At 67.3% G+C, this 17073-nt stretch carries 14 protein-coding genes; 9 read left to right on the top strand and 5 right to left on the bottom strand.

Going from position 1 to position 17073, the window contains the following annotated elements; genetic code table 11:
- Positions 1 to 3 precede the first annotated feature (3 nt).
- Complete coding sequence (locus tag IEX25_RS06570) at positions 4 to 1704, top strand: ABC transporter ATP-binding protein (RefSeq protein ID WP_188714531.1); 1701 nt, start codon at positions 4 to 6, stop codon at positions 1702 to 1704.
- Here IEX25_RS06570 and IEX25_RS06565 read toward each other — a convergent pair.
- A complete protein-coding gene (locus IEX25_RS06565) occupies positions 1701 to 2672 on the bottom strand; it encodes a siderophore-interacting protein (protein WP_188714530.1) in 972 nt (323 codons plus the stop codon). The genes IEX25_RS06570 and IEX25_RS06565 overlap by 4 nt on opposite strands.
- 76 nt (positions 2673 to 2748) lie before the next feature.
- Here IEX25_RS06565 and IEX25_RS06560 point away from each other — a divergent pair, with 76 nt between their 5' ends.
- On the top strand, positions 2749 to 3645 hold the full coding sequence (locus IEX25_RS06560) for a helix-turn-helix domain-containing protein (protein ID WP_188714529.1): 897 nt from the start codon (positions 2749 to 2751) through the stop codon (positions 3643 to 3645).
- Between the two features lie 6 nt (positions 3646 to 3651).
- Here IEX25_RS06560 and IEX25_RS06555 read toward each other — a convergent pair whose 3' ends face one another.
- Positions 3652 to 5799 carry a TonB-dependent siderophore receptor gene (locus IEX25_RS06555; protein ID WP_188714528.1) on the bottom strand — a complete coding sequence of 716 codons (2148 nt, stop codon included), beginning with the start codon at positions 5797 to 5799 and terminating at the stop codon, positions 3652 to 3654.
- A gap of 277 nt (positions 5800 to 6076) precedes the next feature.
- On the opposite strand from IEX25_RS06555, the gene IEX25_RS06550 reads away from it, so the two are divergent.
- The 4 genes from IEX25_RS06550 to IEX25_RS06535 are packed head-to-tail and all read left to right on the top strand — an operon-like array spanning position 6077 to position 9904.
- Complete coding sequence (locus tag IEX25_RS06550) at positions 6077 to 7057, top strand: iron-siderophore ABC transporter substrate-binding protein (protein ID WP_188714527.1); 981 nt, start codon at positions 6077 to 6079, stop codon at positions 7055 to 7057.
- Positions 7054 to 8085, top strand: a complete 1032-nt coding sequence (locus IEX25_RS06545) for a FecCD family ABC transporter permease (protein ID WP_370463836.1) — start codon at positions 7054 to 7056, stop codon at positions 8083 to 8085. The genes IEX25_RS06550 and IEX25_RS06545 overlap by 4 nt, the downstream gene beginning before the upstream one ends.
- Positions 8082 to 9110 carry a FecCD family ABC transporter permease gene (locus IEX25_RS06540; protein ID WP_188714526.1) on the top strand — a complete coding sequence of 343 codons (1029 nt, stop codon included), beginning with the start codon at positions 8082 to 8084 and terminating at the stop codon, positions 9108 to 9110. The genes IEX25_RS06545 and IEX25_RS06540 overlap by 4 nt, the downstream gene beginning before the upstream one ends.
- Entirely contained in the window at positions 9107 to 9904 is a 798-nt protein-coding gene (locus tag IEX25_RS06535) for an ABC transporter ATP-binding protein (RefSeq protein WP_188714525.1), read from the top strand. The genes IEX25_RS06540 and IEX25_RS06535 overlap by 4 nt, the downstream gene beginning before the upstream one ends.
- A 48-nt stretch (positions 9905 to 9952) precedes the next feature.
- On the opposite strand, the gene IEX25_RS06530 is transcribed toward IEX25_RS06535, so the two are convergent.
- Positions 9953 to 10264, bottom strand: coding sequence for a hypothetical protein (locus IEX25_RS06530; protein WP_188714524.1), 312 nt, complete (start codon positions 10262 to 10264; stop codon positions 9953 to 9955).
- Positions 10265 to 10404: 140 nt separating this feature from the next.
- Between IEX25_RS06530 and IEX25_RS06525 the strand changes: the two genes are divergently transcribed.
- A complete protein-coding gene (locus tag IEX25_RS06525) occupies positions 10405 to 12180 on the top strand; it encodes an SLC13 family permease (protein WP_188714523.1) in 1776 nt (591 codons plus the stop codon).
- Here IEX25_RS06525 and nhaA read toward each other — a convergent pair.
- Together nhaA and IEX25_RS06515 are read right to left on the bottom strand one after the other, a co-directional pair.
- Positions 12177 to 13364 carry a Na+/H+ antiporter NhaA gene (nhaA, locus tag IEX25_RS06520; protein WP_188714522.1) on the bottom strand — a complete coding sequence of 396 codons (1188 nt, stop codon included), beginning with the start codon at positions 13362 to 13364 and terminating at the stop codon, positions 12177 to 12179. The genes IEX25_RS06525 and nhaA overlap by 4 nt on opposite strands.
- Before the next feature lie 115 nt (positions 13365 to 13479).
- Positions 13480 to 14613: an AI-2E family transporter gene (locus IEX25_RS06515; RefSeq protein ID WP_103172064.1), complete on the bottom strand. Its 1134-nt coding sequence runs from the start codon at positions 14611 to 14613 to the stop codon at positions 13480 to 13482.
- A 165-nt stretch (positions 14614 to 14778) separates the two neighbouring features.
- Between IEX25_RS06515 and IEX25_RS06510 the strand changes: the two genes are divergently transcribed.
- Both IEX25_RS06510 and cysD read left to right on the top strand, forming a co-directional pair.
- Positions 14779 to 16008: an Hsp70 family protein gene (locus IEX25_RS06510; RefSeq protein WP_188714521.1), complete on the top strand. Its 1230-nt coding sequence runs from the start codon at positions 14779 to 14781 to the stop codon at positions 16006 to 16008.
- Between the two features lie 128 nt (positions 16009 to 16136).
- Entirely contained in the window at positions 16137 to 17072 is a 936-nt protein-coding gene (cysD, locus tag IEX25_RS06505) for a sulfate adenylyltransferase subunit CysD (RefSeq protein ID WP_103172066.1), read from the top strand.
- The last annotated feature ends 1 nt before the right edge of the window (position 17073 follow it).

Below are 17073 nucleotides of genomic sequence, written 5' to 3'. Positions count from 1 at the left end.
CCGATGCTGCGCCAGTTCTTTTCCTATTACCGTCCCTTCATGGGGCTGTTCTGGCTGGATTTCGGCTGCGCGGTGCTGTCGGGCCTGCTGGAACTGGCCTTCCCGCTTGCCGTGACGGCCTTCATCGACCACCTGCTGCCGCAGGGCGACTGGACGCTGACGGTCGCCGCCGCCGTCGGATTGCTGGTGCTTTATGCGGTCAACGCGGGCCTGCTGACCGTGGTGATCTATTGGGGCCACAAGCTGGGCATCAACATCGAGACCGAAATGCGGGCCCGCGCCTTCGATCACCTGACGCGGCTGTCATGGCGGTGGTACGACCGGGCGCGGACCGGCAAGCTGGTCGCCCGCGTGACCCGCGACCTGGAAGAAATCGGCGAAGTCGCCCATCACGGCCCCGAGGACGCCTTCATCGCGATCATGACCTTCGTGGGCGCCTTCGCCCTGATGTTCTGGGTCAACCCGCAGCTTGCGGTGATCGTGGCGCTGATCGTGCCGGCGATGCTGGCCATCGTGATCGTCTATGGCGGGCGCATGACGCAGACCTGGCGCGACATCTATTCCCGCGTGGGCGACTTCAACGTCCGGCTGGAGGAAGCCTTGGGCGGCGTCCGCGTGGTCCAGGCCTTCGGCAACGAGGCGCATGAGAACCACCTGTTCGCCGCCGACAACGCCCGGTACCGCCAGGCCAAGCTGGACGCCTATCGCGTGATGGCGGCGTCGAACGCCCTGCAATACATGGGGCTGCGGCTGGTGCAGGTGGTCGTCATGGTGGTGGGCGCGGGCTTCGTGCTGTCGGGCGAACTGACCACCGGCGGCTTCGTCGGCTTCCTTTTGCTGGTCGGCGTCTTCTATCGCCCGCTGGAAAAGATCGCCGCCGTGATCGAGACCTATCCGCGCGGCATCGCCGGGTTCCGCCGTTATCAGGAACTGCTGGCGACCGACCCCGAGATCGCCGACGCCCCGGACGCCATCGAGGCCCCGGCCCTGCGCGGCGACATCCGTTTCGAGAACGTGGGCTTCGCCTATGAGGAAGGCCGCACCATCCTGGACGGCATCGACCTGACCGTCCGCGCAGGCGAAACCGTGGCCTTCGTGGGGCCGTCGGGCGCGGGCAAGACCACGCTGCTGGCGCTGCTGCCCCGCTTCTATGAACCGACGCAGGGCCGGATCACCGTGGACGGGCTGGCGCTTGCCGACATGCGGCTGAACAGCCTGCGCCGTCAGATCGGGCTGGTCAGCCAGGACGTGTTCCTGTTCGGCGGCACCCTGCGCGAGAACATCGGCTATGGCCGGCTGGGCGCCACCGATGACGATATCCGCCAGGCGGCGGCGCAGGCGCAACTGACCCAGATGATCGAAGGCCTGCCCGACGGGTTGGACACGATCGTCGGCGAACGCGGGGTGATGCTGTCGGGCGGGCAGAAGCAGCGCGTGGCCATCGCCCGCGCCTTCCTGAAGAACCCGCCGATCCTGATCCTGGACGAGGCGACAAGCGCGCTTGACAGCCAGACGGAACGGGAAATCCAGACGGCGCTGGATGCGCTTGCGGTGGGGCGCACGACCCTGGTGATCGCGCATCGCCTGGGCACGATCCGCAACGCCGACCGCATCGTCGTCATGCAGGCGGGCCGGATCGCCGAAATCGGCAGCCATGCCGACCTGATCGCCAGGGGCGGCATCTATGCCGCATTGGCGGCCTAGCCCCAATAGGCCGCCGTAGTGAAGGCCTTGCGGGCCATGCCGCGGGCCAGAAGGTGCTTGCGGGCCTGGCGGGCCTGCCCGGCCTCGGCCGCGAACCAGACAAAGTCCCCCTGCCCCGGATCGGCCGAAGCCAGGGCCGCCAGCAGGTCGTCGCAGCGCGTCACGCGCGGGTCGGCGGCCAGCGGGCCAAGGTCGGGATAACCGGCGCGGACATGGGCCGTCACCTCGCCCCGCGCCAGATCCAGCATCCGCGCGATGGCAGGCAGCGCGGTTTCGTCCCCGAACAGGTGCAGGCGCTCCGCCTCGGGGCACCAGCCGCCGCCGGGGCCGATGATGCCGACTTCTGCCCCCTCGGGCCCGGACAGCGCCCAGTCGCAGGTCGGACTGCCCGCATGGCGGAAGATGTCGAAATCAACCCAGTCCTCGGCCTGGGCCGCCACCGTATAGACCGGCCGGTGAAGCGCATCGGGTCCTTCGGGCCATTCGGTCCGGCCCGAGGCGCCGATGCGCGGCCAGACCGCCGCCCGGCCCCTGGGCGGCAACAGCAGGCGGAAATGCAGGCTGCCCATGCCGAACCGCGCCGCATCCGGCCCGGCTATCCGCACCCGGATGAAGCCGGGGGTCCGCCGCGTCACCGACCGAACGCGCATCAGGGACAGGCCGGGCGCCAGCGCGCCCGCATCCACGCGGTCCCAGGCAACCTCCAGCCCGGCTTCGGCGAACAGTTCGGTGGCGCTGTCCTGAAGCGAACCGATCAGCCGCTTTTCGGGCGCGCTGAGTTCGACGCGCAGGTCGTCCCCGCCCGGCACCAGCCGCAATTCGCAACCCCAGACGAACATGCTCAGCGCCTCGGGCGTTTCCACCAGCGGCACCTCCCAGGCGGCGGCGCGGGCCTTCAGCGCGGCCGCGGCTGCGCCGGATGCGCGGGGGATGGTCCCGAAATTGCGGTGGCTGCGCAGTTGCGACATGAAGCAGACCTTTCCAAGGATGGGCTTTTCCTATACTGAACCAATTCAGTCAACAATATGGAAACCGTCCGCCCGCATGAGCTTTCTGCACAGGATGACCTGCCGGACCGAAGGCATCCGGGCGACCGTCCCGGTCCGCTGGCGCGCGCTTGACGGCATGGTCGGCGTCTTCTGGCAGGCCGAGGGGCAGGCGGGCGCCAAGGGCTATTACCTGTCGCCGGATCCGCGCATCGTGCTGTTCCTGGACGACGTGTCGTCCCATATCATGATCTCGGACCGCGAGGGCACGGCCCCGGCCCAGGGTCGGCCGATGCTGCGCGCGATCTATGTCCCGGCGGGCCAGCCGCTGTGGTCCGGCTTCACGGGCAGCCATCGATTCGCGCATCTGGACTTGCATGTCCATCGCGACCGCCTGCTGCGCTTCCTGTCACCGTCGCTGGGTGCATCGGATGCCCTGTCCATCCTGCGCCGCCCGGTCGAACTGCAGGACGCCCCCGCCCTGGCCACGCTGGCGGGGCTGCTGGTGGACGAGGTGACCCGCCCCAGCCGCCATGGGGCCTTTGCGGAAAGCCTGGTGGGCAGCATTGCGACTGGGCTTCTGGACATTCCCGCCGCCGTCGCTGCCCCGGCCTCGGGCGGGCTGACGCCCGCGCAGATGCGCAGGCTGGCGGCGGCCCTGAAGGCGCGGCCCGACCGGCGCATGACCGTGGCCGACATGGCGGCGACAGTGGGACTGTCGGAAAGCTGGTTCGCGGCGGTCTTCAAGCAGACCACGGGCCAGACACCGCTGCAATGGCAACGGGGCCAGCGGATTGACCAGGCGCAGCGCCTGCTGGCGGAAAGCAGCCTGACCGTGGCCGATGTCGCGGCGCAGCTGGGCTTTTCCGATCAGGCGCACCTGACGCGCGCCTTCCGGCAGGTGGCGGGGGAAACACCCGCCGCCTGGCGGCGGCGGATGCGGCTGGCAGGCTGACACGCCCTAGAAGCTGTGGCGCAGGGTCACCGCGACTTCCCGGCCGGGGTTATAGTAATCCGCCGTGCCGCGCCCCACGACATGCTGTTCGTCCAGCACGTTGCTGACATTGACGGCCAGGTTGGTGTTGTCCTGCACCTGGTAATTGAACGCCGCGTCCAGCGTGATCGAGGGATCGGCCCGGCCCGTATCGTTCGAGATCGCGAAGTAATACGACCCGACATAGCGCGCACCCAGGCCGAAGGTCATGTCGCCGCGCGTCTGGGTGCCCGGCAGGGTATAGTTCACCCACAGCGACGCCATGTGGTTCGGCACGTCGCTGAACTCGTTTCCTTCCACGTCCACGCCCCGGATCGGACCCGACCGCAGCACCTCGGATTCCATATAGGAATAGGACGCGATCACATCGACATTGCCGGCCAGTTCCGCCTTGCCTTCCAGGTCGAACCCGCGCACGCGCTGTTCGCCCACCAGTTCGCGGGTGATGTTCCCGCCGGGCTGGACCACGGCCACGGTGACGTTGTTCTTGCGCAGATCATAGATCGAAGCCGAGATCAGCGCGTTCGTCCCGGCAGGCTGGTATTTCGCGCCCAGTTCGACCTGTTCGCCCCGTTCCGGCTCCACGCCGATGGTCGGAGGCGCCACGGATTCGACATAGCTGACATAGGTCGAGATCTCACTGTTGATCTTCCAGGTCAGCGCCCCCCGGACCGAGGTTTCCGCAAAATCGTCGCCGGACCGCACGCCGTTCAGCGTTTCCTCGATGTCCAGCCGGTCGTGGCGCAGGCCCAGTGTCGCGATGATGCGATCATCGAAGGACAGGTTCTGCTGCACGAACAGTGATCGGGTGCTGTATTCGTTGTCGCGCAGTTCATAGGGCGTCAGGTTGGTAGGGGCGCCTGCATAGACAGGGTCAGCGATGTCGATCGGGTCAATCGCGCGACCGACGAGGTTTCCGTTGTCATCAAAAATGGGCCCGAAGTAGAACGGCGAACCGCTGGTCGAGGCGTTACGAAACTCCAGCCCGGCCAGGGTGCTGCTGTCGAAACGCTCAAAGCTGCGGTCATATTGCAGGATGACGTTGCCGATCAGTTCCTCCGCAGTGTTTTCGCCGCCGAAATAGGCGCGCTCGACCGAGTTGCCGGTCCGCAGGCTGTCGAGCAGATAGACATAGCCGAAGTCGCTTTTCAGGTCGCTGTAGCGCAGGTTCGCGCGCAGGTTCAGGCCGTTTTCGAAGTCATGTTCCAAAAGGCCGGTGATGCTGGCGCGCTCGACGTTCTGATAGTTGAAATCCGGCTCGCCGAAGAAATCGCTGCGGTCGTATTCGCGGTCCAGCGGATAGCCGCCGCTGTTCGGGGTGTTCTCGCGCTTGAGATAGTCGGCGATCACGCTCAGCGTGGTGGCGGCGCCCGGCTGCCAGGACAACCCGCCCATCAGAAAGCGCGAATCGTTGCGGGAATGGTCGTAATCGCGTTCGCCGTCCTGGACCTTGCCGGTCAGGCGATAGGCGAGCGTCCCTTCGGCGTCCAGCACATCGCCCGCGTCGAACCCGTATTCGGCGTTGCGGGGCGATCCGAGGGATCCGTAAACCTCGCCGAACCGTTCGAAGCGGGGCTGCTTGGTCACGAAGTTGATCGTCCCGCCCGGATCGGACGTCCCGAACAGGGTCGAGTTGCCGCCCCGGATCACCTCGGTCCGCTCGAAGGCATAGGGTTCCTCGCGCACGCTGCGCATGGATCCCAGGGTCAGGCCGTCGCGATAGGTGGTGGCCTGGAAGCCGCGGACCAGGACATAGTCGTTGCGGTCGTCAGTGCCATAGTAATCGGTATGGATGCCGGCGGAATAGCTCAGCACCTCCTCCAGCGTGTCTGCGTCGCGGTCGCGGATTTCCTTTTCGGTGACGACGGACACCGATGCGGGCGTGTCCAGGATGCTGGTCGCGACCTTGCCGCCGGTCCACAACTCCTGGGCGACGATGGAATTCGCGTCGTCATCGGCCTGGGCGTCCGCATTGATCAGGATCGGCGACAGGCGATACGGGGCTTCGCCGGTTCCGGTGTCCTGCGCCAGGGCCGGGGATGCGATCAGCGCCGTGCAGCCCAGCAGAAGGGCCGTCAGGGTCCGGCAGGCGCCGGATGAAAGGTCATGTGCCATGATGGTCAAGGTTCCGCATTGTCATTGTTGTTGCTGCTGGCGTCCGGGCATCCCGGTGGCTGGCAGGAAAGGCGCCCATGCGGCAGCCCCACGGCGGCGGGCCGCGGCAACCGCAGGATCACGTTGCGGCGCCTCTTAATGGAGCCTTCCGCCCTTGTCTTGTATATTCCTACGGTTTTTGTCAGAAAGCATGGGAAACCGCCGCATGGTGGCCCGCTGCGGCTTGACGGCACAGGCCGGTCGCAGGCAATCCGCATCCACCGCCGAAGGAGATCCCATGCCGATCCAACATCGTTCGTTCGCCGTCCTTCTGGCCTGGACATGCGGCGCAGGCATGGCTCTGGGTCAGGAATTCCCCGTCAGCATCCCCCATGCCTTCGGAACGACCGTGATCTCTGCCAAGCCGCAGCGCGTGGCGACGGTCGCGTCCGGCAACCACGAGGTCCCTCTGGCGCTTGGCGTGGTCCCGGTGGGCATGGCTGCGGCGAATTACGGCGATGACGATGGCGACGGCCTGCTGCCCTGGGTGGCCGGAAGGCTGGGCGAACTGGGCGCAGAACCCCCCGTCCTGTTCGACGAAGGCGACGGCATCGACTTCGAGGCGGTCGCGGCGACCCGGCCCGACGTGATCCTGGCGGCCTATTCGGGCCTCACCCAGGCCGACTATGACACGCTGTCCCGGATCGCGCCGGTCGTGGCCTATCCCGACGGGGCCTGGACGACCGAATGGCGGCAGATGATCCGCATGAACAGCACGGGCATGGGCATGGCGGCCGAGGGAGAGGCGCTGATCGCCCGGATGGAGGCCGCCATCGCCGAGGCGGTCGCCCGCCATCCTGAACTGGACGGCAAGACGGCGATGTTCGTGACGCATCTGGACAGCACCAACCTGTCGGTCGTGAACTTCTATTCCGCCCATGACACGCGGGTGAAATTCTTCCAGGATCTGGGCCTTGCCATGCCCGCCAGCGTCGTCGAGGCGACGCAGCCGGGGCAGTTCTTCGGATCGGTCAGCGCGGAACGGATCGACGTCTTCGAGGACGTAGACATTCTTGTCACCTATGGCGGGGCGGATCTGATGGCGGCGATGCGGGCCGACCCGCTGATGGCGCATATGCCCGCCGTCGCGCACGAGGCCGTCGTCATGCTGAAGAACGACCCCATGGGCAATGCGGCAAACCCGACGCCGCTGGGGCTGCCCTATGTCCTGGAAGACTATACCGCCCTGCTGGCCGAGGCCGCGCGGAAATCCCGGTGACGGCCGATCCCGCCATTTCCGGACCGGCCCGGCAGCCCGGCGGCGTCCGGGGTCTGTGGCTGGTGGCGTGGCTTGCTGTCCTTGGGGTGCTCTGCGCGCTGTCGGTGGCCATCGGCACGCGGGCCGTGGGGCTTGAGGACATCGCCGCCGCCCTGCGGGGGCAGGTGGACAGCATCGGCCAGGCGGCGGTGGCGGCACGCATTCCGCGCACCGTCCTGGCGGCCCTGGCGGGTGCCGCATTGGGTGTGGCAGGCACGGTCATGCAGGGCGTGACGCGCAATCCCCTGGCCGATCCCGGCATCCTGGGAGTGAACCTGGGCGCGTCGCTGGCCGTCGCGGTCGGGGTGGCCTGGTTCGGCATCGCGTCGGCCCAGGCCTATATCTGGGTGGCGGTGCTGGGGGCCGGGGCCACGGCGGTCTTCGTCTATGCCATCGGATCGCTGGGCCGGGGCGGGCCGACGCCCCTGAAGCTGGCGCTTGCGGGTATGGCGACCTCGGTCGCCTTTGTGTCGCTGGTCACGGCGGTGATGCTGTCGCGGGGCGACATCGCGGGCGGGCTGCACGCTTGGCAGATCGGCGGAGTGGGCGGCGCGACCTTCGCGCGCATGGCCCATGTGCTGCCTTTCCTGACGGCGGGCTTCGCTCTTTGCCTGATATCGGCGCGCAAGCTGAACCTGCTGGCCCTGGGGGACGACTTGGCGGCGGGCCTGGGCGAACGGGTGGCCGTCGCGCGCGGCCTGGCTTCGCTGGGGGCGATCCTGCTTTGCGGGGCGACCACGGCTGTCTGCGGGCCGATCGCCTTCGTGGGCCTGATGGTGCCACATCTTGGGCGGCTGCTGGTGGGAGTGGACCACCGCTGGCTGCTGCCCTTCTCGGCCCTGGGCGGGGCCTGCCTGCTGATCGTGTCCGACATCGCGGGCCGCCTGATCGCCCGCCCGTCCGAACTGGACGTGGGCATCGTCACCGCCTTTGTCGGCGCGCCCTTCTTCATCTGGATCGTGCGCCGCGCGCGGGTGCGCGACCTATGACCGCCACGCTTCTGATCCGAACCGGCCGCCTGCGCCGCGCCCGTCGCCGCATGGCGGTCATCGGCGGCGCGCTGATCCTGTTGCTGGCGGGTTTCGCGCTGACGCTGATGCAGGGCCAGTCCTTCGTGCCGCCCGGCGACGTGCTGCGGGTGCTGGCGGGGCATGACGTGCCGGGCGCGTCCTTCACGGTGGGACAGTTGCGCCTGCCGCGCGCCGCCTTGTCGGTGCTGGCGGGCCTGTCCTTCGGGCTGGGGGGCGCGGCCTTCCAGATCATGCTGCGCAATCCGCTGGCCAGCCCCGACATCATCGGCATCAGCCGCGGCGCCAGTGCGGCGGCGGTGTTCGGGATCGTCGTTCTGGGCATCGACGGGCCGATGCTGTCGGTTCTTGCCGTCCTTGCCGCACTGGGGGTGGCCGTCATGATCCATGGCCTGTCGCATCGGGGCGGTGTGTCGGGAACGCGCCTGATCCTGGTGGGGATCGGCGTCTCGGCCATGCTGGAAAGCTTCATCGCCTATACCCTGTCCCGCGCACCGTCCTGGGATCTAATCGAGGCGATGCGCTGGCTGACCGGCAGCGTGAACGGCGCGCAGCTGTCCCTGGCCCTGCCCCTGCTGGTGTCGCTGGCGGTCTTCGGCGGGCTGCTGGTCAGCCGCGCCCGCGACCTGGAATCGCTTCGCCTGGGCGACGACACCGCCGCGGCATTGGGGACAAACGTGGCCCGGACGCGCCTGCTGGTGATCGTGGCCGCCGTCGGCCTGATCGCGGTGGCCACCGCCGTGACCGGGCCAGTGGCCTTTGTGGCCTTTCTGGCCGGGCCCATCGCCGCGCGGATCCTGGGGCCGAACGGATCGGTGCTGATCCCGGCCGGGCTTGTGGGGGCGCTTCTGGTCCTGGCGGGCGATTATGTGGGCCAGTTCCTGCTGCCCACGCGCTTTCCAGTGGGGGTTGTCACCGGCGCCTTGGGCGCGCCCTATCTGATTTACCTGATCGTGCGCGTGAACCGCGCCGGAGGATCGCTGTGAGCCGTCATTCCCTTTCCGTCCACGGCCTTGTCGCAGGCTACGGCGACCGCACGATCCTGCACGGGCTGGATCTGGACGTGCTGCCGGGCCGGATCACCGCCATCGTCGGCGCCAATGCCTGCGGGAAATCCACGCTGCTGCGGTCCATGTCGCGGCTGTTGACCCCGCGCGCTGGACAGGTGCTTCTGGACGGCAAGGCGATCCACAAGATGCCGCCCCGGCGGGTCGCGCAGGTCATGGGCCTTCTGCCGCAATCCCCCACCGCGCCGGAAGGCATCACCGTGGCCGACCTGGTCAGCCGGGGACGCCACCCCCATCACGGCATCCTGTCCCGCTGGTCGCCCGCCGACGATGCCGCCGTCGCCGCCGCGCTGGAGGCGACCAGGACCGTCGAACTGGCCGAACGCGCGGTGGACGAACTGTCGGGCGGGCAGCGCCAGCGGGTCTGGATCGCCATGGCGCTGGCGCAGCAGACGGACCTGCTGCTGCTGGACGAACCCACGACCTTCCTGGACATCAGCCACCAGGTCGAGGTGCTGGACCTACTGACCGACCTGAACCACCGGCGCGGCACGACGGTGGTGATGGTGCTGCACGACCTGAACCTGGCCGCCCGCTATGCCGATCATCTGGTCGCCATGGTGGGCGGCAGGCTGCACGCGCAAGGCACGCCGGAGGCCGTGCTGACTGCCGAAAACGTCCGTGCGGTCTTCGGGCTGGACAGCCGGATCATTCCCGACCCCACCTCGGGACGGCCGATGATGCTGCCCATCGGGCGGCACCGGATGGCGTGACGGAAAGCCGGGCTGTCACCCCCGGCCTTCCAGCCCGATCACTGCGGATCAAGCTGCCGGCGCGAGTCGAAGCGGTCGGCGTCGAAGACCATCCGGTCGTCGTTTTGCGCCCTCCAGACCGTGTCCATCGACAGAAGGTTGACGAAGAAATCGTTCGTCAAGCGCCCGCAGGCCGCCCACCAGCAGTTCCTCGGCCGGCACGTTGAACTTCCGGTGCTGATAGGTGCAGAAGACATCGGCCATCGGCTCCATCCAGTCGAAGCTTTTCACGTCGGTCTGGCCCTGCGTGGTGCCGCCCTGGACAGGTCGATTGCGGCGCATCGCAAGGCCTGCGGCCAGGATGCTGACCTCGGGCCGCATGGGCCGCAAGCTGGCCATTGTCCGCCGGAAAATCCCGCAGGAAGAATCTTGCTGCAGGCCACGCCTTTCGTGGCAACCAATTCCCCCGCGCGACGGTTCTGGAACTGCCGCCTTCCAGGGCGCGCCGGACGGGATCAATCATGACAATACAGCAGATGCTTGCCTTTGCCATCGTGGGCGCGATGATGGTGTTGTTCATATGGGGCAGGCTCCGCTATGACGTGGTGGCGATGCTGGCGCTGCTGGCATCGCTTCTGGCGGGAACCGTGTCGCCAGACGACGCCTTCACGGGCTTTTCCGACGACATCGTCATCATCGTGGGCAGCGCCCTGGTCGTCAGCGCCGCCGTGTCGCGGTCCGGCCTTATCGAGGCCGTGCTGCGCTGGCTGGTGCGCAAGCTGACGACGATGGGCGTGCAGCTTCTGGTGCTGGTGGGCACGGTCACGCTGCTGTCGTCGCTGGTCAAGAACATCGGGGCGCTTGCGATGATGATGCCTGCCGCGCTGAAGATGGCCAAGAAATCCGGGCAGTCCCCGTCGCTCTACCTGATGCCCATGTCCTTTGGATCGCTGCTGGGCGGGCTGATCACCCTTGTCGGCACCTCGCCCAACATCATCGTGTCGGGGGTCAGGCAGGAAATGACGGGCCAGCCCTTCCGCATGTTCGACTTTGCCCCCGTGGGCCTGGGGCTGTCGGCGGTGGGGGTCACCTTTCTGATGTTCGCCTGGCGGCTGCTGCCGTCCGATCGCCGCGCGACCGCATCCCTGGGCGAGGCGGTGAAGATCAGCGACTATAACACCGAAGCCGCGGTGCCGGAAAAATCCCCGGCGGCGGGCCGCACCATCGGGGCGCTGATCGGCATGGCGGATGGCGAAATCACCGTGACCGGCCTGATCCGGGGCGGCGAACGGCGCAAGGTCGTGCTGTTCGACACCGTGATCGAGGAAGGCGACATCCTGCTGTTGCGGGGCGAACCCGACGGGCTGGAACGCGCGGTGGCCCAGGGCGGGCTGGCCATGACCCGGCACGACACGGCGTCCCGGCTGGAACTGCCCGCCGGCAAGATCGGCGTGATCGAGGCGGTGACGGCCGTGACCTCCAGCCTGGTCGGCAAAAGCGTGGGCAGCATCCGGCTGTTCGACGAACAGGGGATCAGCCTGCTGGCCGTGTCGCGGTCGGGCCACCGCATGACCGAACGCCTGTCCAAGACCCGTCTTCAGGCGGGCGACGTGCTGCTGTTGCAGGGGCCGGTCGAACTGCTGCCCGAACGCATCCGCAGCCTGGGCCTGCTGCCCCTGGCGGAACGCAGCCTGCGCATCGGCAGCGTGCGCAAGGAACTGATGCCGATCCTGATCCTGGGGGCGGCGATGGGGCTGACCGCCACGGGGATCCTGCCCGTCGCCATCGCCTTCTTCGGCGCGGCGGTGCTGATGATCCTGTCGGGCGCGATCAGCCCCGAAGGCGCCTATGATGCGGTGGAATGGCCGCTGCTGATCATGCTGGGGGCGCTGATCCCCGTCAGCAGCGCCTTGCAGACGACCGGCGGCACCGACCTGATCGGTGCCTGGCTGTCGGACGTGGCGACCGGCCTGCCGGTCTGGGGGGCGGTCGCGCTGATCATGGTGGCGGCCATGGCGGTGACGCCCTTCCTGAACAATGCCGCGACCGTGCTGGTGATGGCGCCCATCGCTGTGACCTTCGCGGGCACCTTGGGATATGCCCCGGAAGCGTTCCTGATGGCCGTGGCGGTCGGCGCGGGCTGCGACTTCCTGACGCCCATCGGGCACCAGTGCAACACGCTGGTGATGGGTCCGGGGGGATACCGTTTCAGCGACTATCCCCGACTTGGCCTGCCCTTGTCGGTCCTGGTCGTGCTGACCGGGGTGCCGCTGATCCTGACGGTCTGGCCTGTTTAGCGGACAGCCTGCATCCGGCGGGGCGCTTCCCGCTTGGCGAGGCGCAGCACCGTATAGCCCAGGATGCCCGAGATCAGCGACCCTGCCAGGATGCCGATCTTGGCTTCGTCCTGCAGCAACGGTTCCGAGAAGGCCAGAAGCGAGATGAACAGGCTCATGGTGAAGCCGATCCCGCACAGCAGCGACGTGCCCAGCATCTGCAACCAGCTTGCCCCGGCGGGCAGGTTGGCCCAGTCCAGACGCACCAGGATCGCCACCGCGCCGAAGATGCCCACCACCTTGCCCAGCGCAAGGCCGGCGGCCACGCCCATCGTCACGGGCGCCAGCAGCGCATCGGCGCCCACGCCCGCAAAGCTGACGCCCGCATTGGCAAAGCCGAAGATCGGGATGATGACAAAGGACACGGGCACCATCAGCGCCTGTTCCATCCTGTGCAGCGGGCTTTCCGAAGGCAGCGCCTCGGGCGTGGCGGGGGTGCGCTTCAGCGGGATCGTCAGGGCCAGCAGCACGCCCGCGATGGTGGCATGAATGCCCGACCGCCAGACGAAGAACCACAGCATCGCCCCCAGCAGCAGATAGGGCCACAGCCGCATCACGCCGGACTGGTTCAGCCCCACCAGGGCCAGCACGATCAGCGCCGCGATCGCCAGATCGGCAGGCGACAGGCCGGTGGTATAGAACAGCCCGATGATCACCACCGCGCCCAGGTCGTCGATGATCGCAAGCGCCGCCAGGAACACCTTGAGCGAGGTCGGAACCCGCGACCCCAGAAGCGAGATCGCCCCCAGCGCGAAGGCGATGTCGGTGGCCGACGGGATCGCCCAGCCATGCGTGGCCCCGGTGCCCGCCGTGAAGAACAGATAGACAAGCGCAGGGACCGCCATCCCCGCCGCCGCCGCGACCCCGGGCAGGATCCGCCGGGGCCAGGACGACAGGTGGCCGTCCACCATCTCTCGCTTGATTTCCAGCCCCACCATCAGGAAGAACAGCGCCATCAGCGCATCGTTGATCCAATGCGCGACCGACAGCGGCCCGACATAGGCGTGCAGCGCGCTGAAATAGGCATCGGCCAGGGGCGAATTGGCGACGATAAGCGCCAGCACCGCCGCCGCGATCAGCAGCAGCCCCCCGGCCGTGCCATTGTCCAGAAACTTGCGGATCGTGTTTTGAATGCGGCCTGCCATGCACAGCCCCCTTTGTCAGAAACGGTTACACCAGTCTCCGTATTCAGGGGACGTCCCTGGGCGCACGCAGCACACGCCATGATGGACCCGGATAATATTCACCGAAAGCCGGTGATCAAGACCCTTGCGGATGGTCCCTGATTTCGCGCAGCCATTCGCGCCAGATCGCGACCAGCAGGGCCATCAGCACGGGACCCACGAACAGGCCGACGATGCCCATGGTCTTGACGCCCCCCACCAGCCCGAAGAACGTCGGCAGGAACGGCATCTTGACCGGCCCGCCCACCAGCACGGGACGGATGGTCTTGTCCACGATGAACAGTTCGACCGAACCCCAGACGAACAGCAGCACCCCCGCCAGGGGCGATCCGCTGGCCACCAGATAGATCGACACCAGCGTGAAGGACAGCGGCGCCCCGCCGGGGATCAGCGCCATGAACCCCGTGATGACCCCCAGCGTGACCGGGGACGGCACGCCCGCGATCCAGTAGGCGATGCCCAGGACCACCCCCTCGCCCATGGCGATCAGGGTCATGCCGGTCACCGTGGCGCTGATCGTCAGCGGCACCACGCGCGACAGCCGTTCCCAGCGGCGGGGCAGGATGCGCGCGCCGATGACGTCGATCTGGCCCGCGATCTTGTCGCCGTCGCGATAGAAGATGAACAGCGCGATCAGCATGAACAGCAGGTTCAGCGCCAGGTGGAAGGCCACGTTCCCGGCGGCCAGGATGCTGCGATAGATCGAGGCGATGGTTTCGCCGCTGGTCAGCTGCACCAGTTCGGCGATGGCGCCGGGCCGGCCGATATGACGCGCCCATTGTTCGTCGATCCAGTCGCCGATTCGCGGCAGGTCCACCATCCACAGCGGCGCGGGCGCGCCATTGGCATTGACCTCGAACACCCAATAGATCCACTGCTGCAATTCGCGGAACGCGTAAAGCAGCGCCATCGTGATCGGCACGACCAGAAACAGCACGATCACCAGCACGAACAGCGCAGCCGTGGTGGTCCGGTCGATCCCCAGACCCCGCTGGACGCTGCGCGACAGGGGCCAGCTTGCAAAGGTGATAATAGTGGCGGCCAGCACCGGCACCAGGAAGCCGTGGAAGAAATAGGCCGCGGCCGCGATGATGAAGACCAGAAGCCAGCGGGCGGCCGATATGTCGCTGATCAGCGGAAAGGGCAGCGTGGCCGGATCCTCGGGCACCGGCGCCTGGGGCCGTGGCGTTGCCTGCTGTGGGTCGATCATTCCGTCGCGCCTGCCTTCCGGGGATTGCCGCCTTGCCCCATGACTGTTGCATTGTTGATCGCCGCGTCAACCCGTCTTTCGGGACTTGCACCCTGCTTGCCGCGCCGGGCCGTTTGCGATAGCCCCCTGCCCTTTCAATCAAGGCCCTTTCAACCAAGGCTGGCCATGACCCTTGCCATCGACTTCGGAACCTCGAACACGGCTGTGGCGATCCTGGACCGCGGGACGGTGCGCCGCCTGCCGGTCGAGACGGGATCGGACACGCTGCCCACCGCGGTCTTCTTTCCGGCGGGCGGCGGCGCGATGCGGATCGGCGATGCCGCGCATCGGGCGCTGACCGACGGGCAGGACGGACGCTACATGCGTGCGCTGAAAAGCGTGCTGGGCACGTCCCTGCTGGGGGAATCGCGACTGATCGCCGGACGCCGCCGGACGCTTGCGGATGTGATCACGGCCTTTCTGATTGAACTGCGCCAGCGGGCCGAGGCCGCGACCGGCCAGCCGCAGACCCGCGTCCTGTCGGGCCGCCCGGTGCGTTTCCATGCCGATCCGGCCCGCGACGCCCAGGCCGAGGCCGATCTTCGCGATTGTTACCACGCGGCAGGCTTTGATCACATTCGCTTCATGCCCGAACCCGAGGCCGCGGCCCTGGCCTGTCATGGCATGGGCGCCACGGGCCGGACCGGGCTGATCGTGGACATCGGCGGCGGCACCTCGGATTTCTCGGTCTATCGGACCGAAGGGGGCGGGGTGCGGATCCTCGGCAGCCACGGCATCCGCCTGGGCGGGACGGATTTCGACGGGGCGGTCTCGCTGACCCATGCCATGCCGCTTCTGGGCCACGGAACCCAGTTGCGCCGCGAGATGGGGCCGGGCCTTCTGCCCGTGCCCAACGCGATCTATGCCGATCTGGCGGCCTGGGCGCATATCCCCTTTGTCTATACGCCCGAAAACCGCAGGCTGGCCGTCCAGATGGCGCGGCTTGCAGTGGAACCGGAACGGCTGGAAAGGCTGGTCACGGTCCTGACGGACGAGTTGGGCCACGATCTGGCATTCGCCGTCGAACGCGGCAAGATCGCCGCCAATCGGGGCGAAGACACCCGGATCGGCATGGGCTTCGTCCAGCCGCGCCTGGCCGCGCCGATCAGCCAGGCTTCGCTTGACCGGGCCTTGCAGGACCATCGCGCGGATCTGGAACAGGCCGTCGCGGAAACGCTGGCGCGGGCGGGTGTTGCTGCCGGCGATATCGGCGACATCGTCCTGGTGGGCGGGTCGAGCCTGATGAACCTGGTCACGAATCTGGCAGCGCGGATGATGCCCGGGGCATGTCTGCACCGTTCCGAGGCATTCACCGCCGTGGTCGATGGTCTGGCTTTGGCGACCGCGGCGGAATAGTGTTCCAGCCAAGACCGGAACCTCGGGAAACTTGGGTTTTTCCCGTATTCCAAACTTGCAACTTGTCCATTGCTGACGGATAGCGTGCCGTCCCAAGCGACAATGCCCGCATCACGAAACGAGAGTCGATGCCCATGAACAGCCTTGCCGAAACCACGATCACTCCGGCGACCCTGACGCATTTGCAGCGGCTGGAAGCCGAAAGCATCCACATCCTGCGAGAGGTCGTGGCCAATGCCGAAAACCCGGTGATGCTGTATTCGGTGGGCAAGGATTCGGCCTGCATGCTGCATCTGGCCCGCAAGGCCTTCTATCCTGCCCCACCACCCTTCCCGCTGCTGCATGTGGACACGACTTGGAAGTTCCGGGCGATGTACGAATTGCGCGACCGGGCCGCCAAGGACGCGGGCATGGACCTGATCGTCCACCAGAACCCCGAGGCGAAGGCCCAGGGCATCAACCCCTTCGACCACGGTCCCCTGCACACCGACATGTGGAAGACCGAGGGGCTGAAGCAGGCGCTGACCCAGTACAATTTCGACGTGGCCTTCGGCGGCGCCCGCCGCGACGAGGAAAAGTCCCGCGCCAAGGAACGCATCTTTTCCTTCCGGTCCGCCAACCACCGCTGGGATCCGAAGAACCAGCGGCCGGAACTGTGGAAGCTGTATAACACCCGCAAGGCCAAGGACGAATCGATCCGGGTCTTCCCCTTGTCGAACTGGACCGAGCTGGACATCTGGCAGTATATCCACCTGGAAAACATCGAGATCGTGCCGCTCTATTTCAGCGAGCCGCGCCCGGTGGTGGAACGCGACGGCCTGCTGCTGATGGTGGACGACCACCGCTTCCCCTTGCGCGACGGCGAACAGCCGCAGATGCGGTCGGTCCGCTTCCGCACGCTGGGCTGCTATCCCCTGACCGGCGCCGTGGAATCCAACGCCCGCACCCTGCCCGAGGTGATCCAGGAGATGCTGCTGACCACCACGTCGGAACGCCAGGGCCGCGCCATCGACAAGGACCAGGCCGCCTCCATGGAGAAGAAGAAGCAGGAAGGGTATTTCTGAG

The sequence above is a fragment of the Paracoccus acridae genome (assembly GCF_014642735.1).
GTDB lineage: Bacteria > Pseudomonadota > Alphaproteobacteria > Rhodobacterales > Rhodobacteraceae > Paracoccus > Paracoccus acridae.
The sequence above is the reverse complement of the archived record's forward strand: the minus strand, read 5'-3'. Positions and strand labels throughout refer to the sequence as shown.

What these genes read in the sequence shown, in the direction of transcription:
- IEX25_RS06515 (WP_103172064.1), bottom strand. Translation starts at nt 14,613, where the DNA reads ATGATCGACCCACAGCAGGCAACGCCACGGCCCCAGGCGCCGGTGCCC.
- IEX25_RS06510 (WP_188714521.1), top strand. Translation starts at nt 14,779, where the DNA reads ATGACCCTTGCCATCGACTTCGGAACCTCGAACACGGCTGTGGCGATC.
- IEX25_RS06540 (WP_188714526.1), top strand. Translation starts at nt 8,082, where the DNA reads ATGACCGCCACGCTTCTGATCCGAACCGGCCGCCTGCGCCGCGCCCGT.
- IEX25_RS06530 (WP_188714524.1), bottom strand. Translation starts at nt 10,264, where the DNA reads ATGCGGCCCGAGGTCAGCATCCTGGCCGCAGGCCTTGCGATGCGCCGC.
- IEX25_RS06550 (WP_188714527.1), top strand. Translation starts at nt 6,077, where the DNA reads ATGCCGATCCAACATCGTTCGTTCGCCGTCCTTCTGGCCTGGACATGC.
- IEX25_RS06570 (WP_188714531.1), top strand. Translation starts at nt 4, where the DNA reads ATGCTGCGCCAGTTCTTTTCCTATTACCGTCCCTTCATGGGGCTGTTC.
- IEX25_RS06555 (WP_188714528.1), bottom strand. Translation starts at nt 5,799, where the DNA reads ATGGCACATGACCTTTCATCCGGCGCCTGCCGGACCCTGACGGCCCTT.
- nhaA (WP_188714522.1), bottom strand. Translation starts at nt 13,364, where the DNA reads ATGGCAGGCCGCATTCAAAACACGATCCGCAAGTTTCTGGACAATGGC.
- cysD (WP_103172066.1), top strand. Translation starts at nt 16,137, where the DNA reads ATGCCCATGAACAGCCTTGCCGAAACCACGATCACTCCGGCGACCCTG.
- IEX25_RS06525 (WP_188714523.1), top strand. Translation starts at nt 10,405, where the DNA reads ATGACAATACAGCAGATGCTTGCCTTTGCCATCGTGGGCGCGATGATG.
- IEX25_RS06560 (WP_188714529.1), top strand. Translation starts at nt 2,749, where the DNA reads ATGAGCTTTCTGCACAGGATGACCTGCCGGACCGAAGGCATCCGGGCG.
- IEX25_RS06565 (WP_188714530.1), bottom strand. Translation starts at nt 2,672, where the DNA reads ATGTCGCAACTGCGCAGCCACCGCAATTTCGGGACCATCCCCCGCGCA.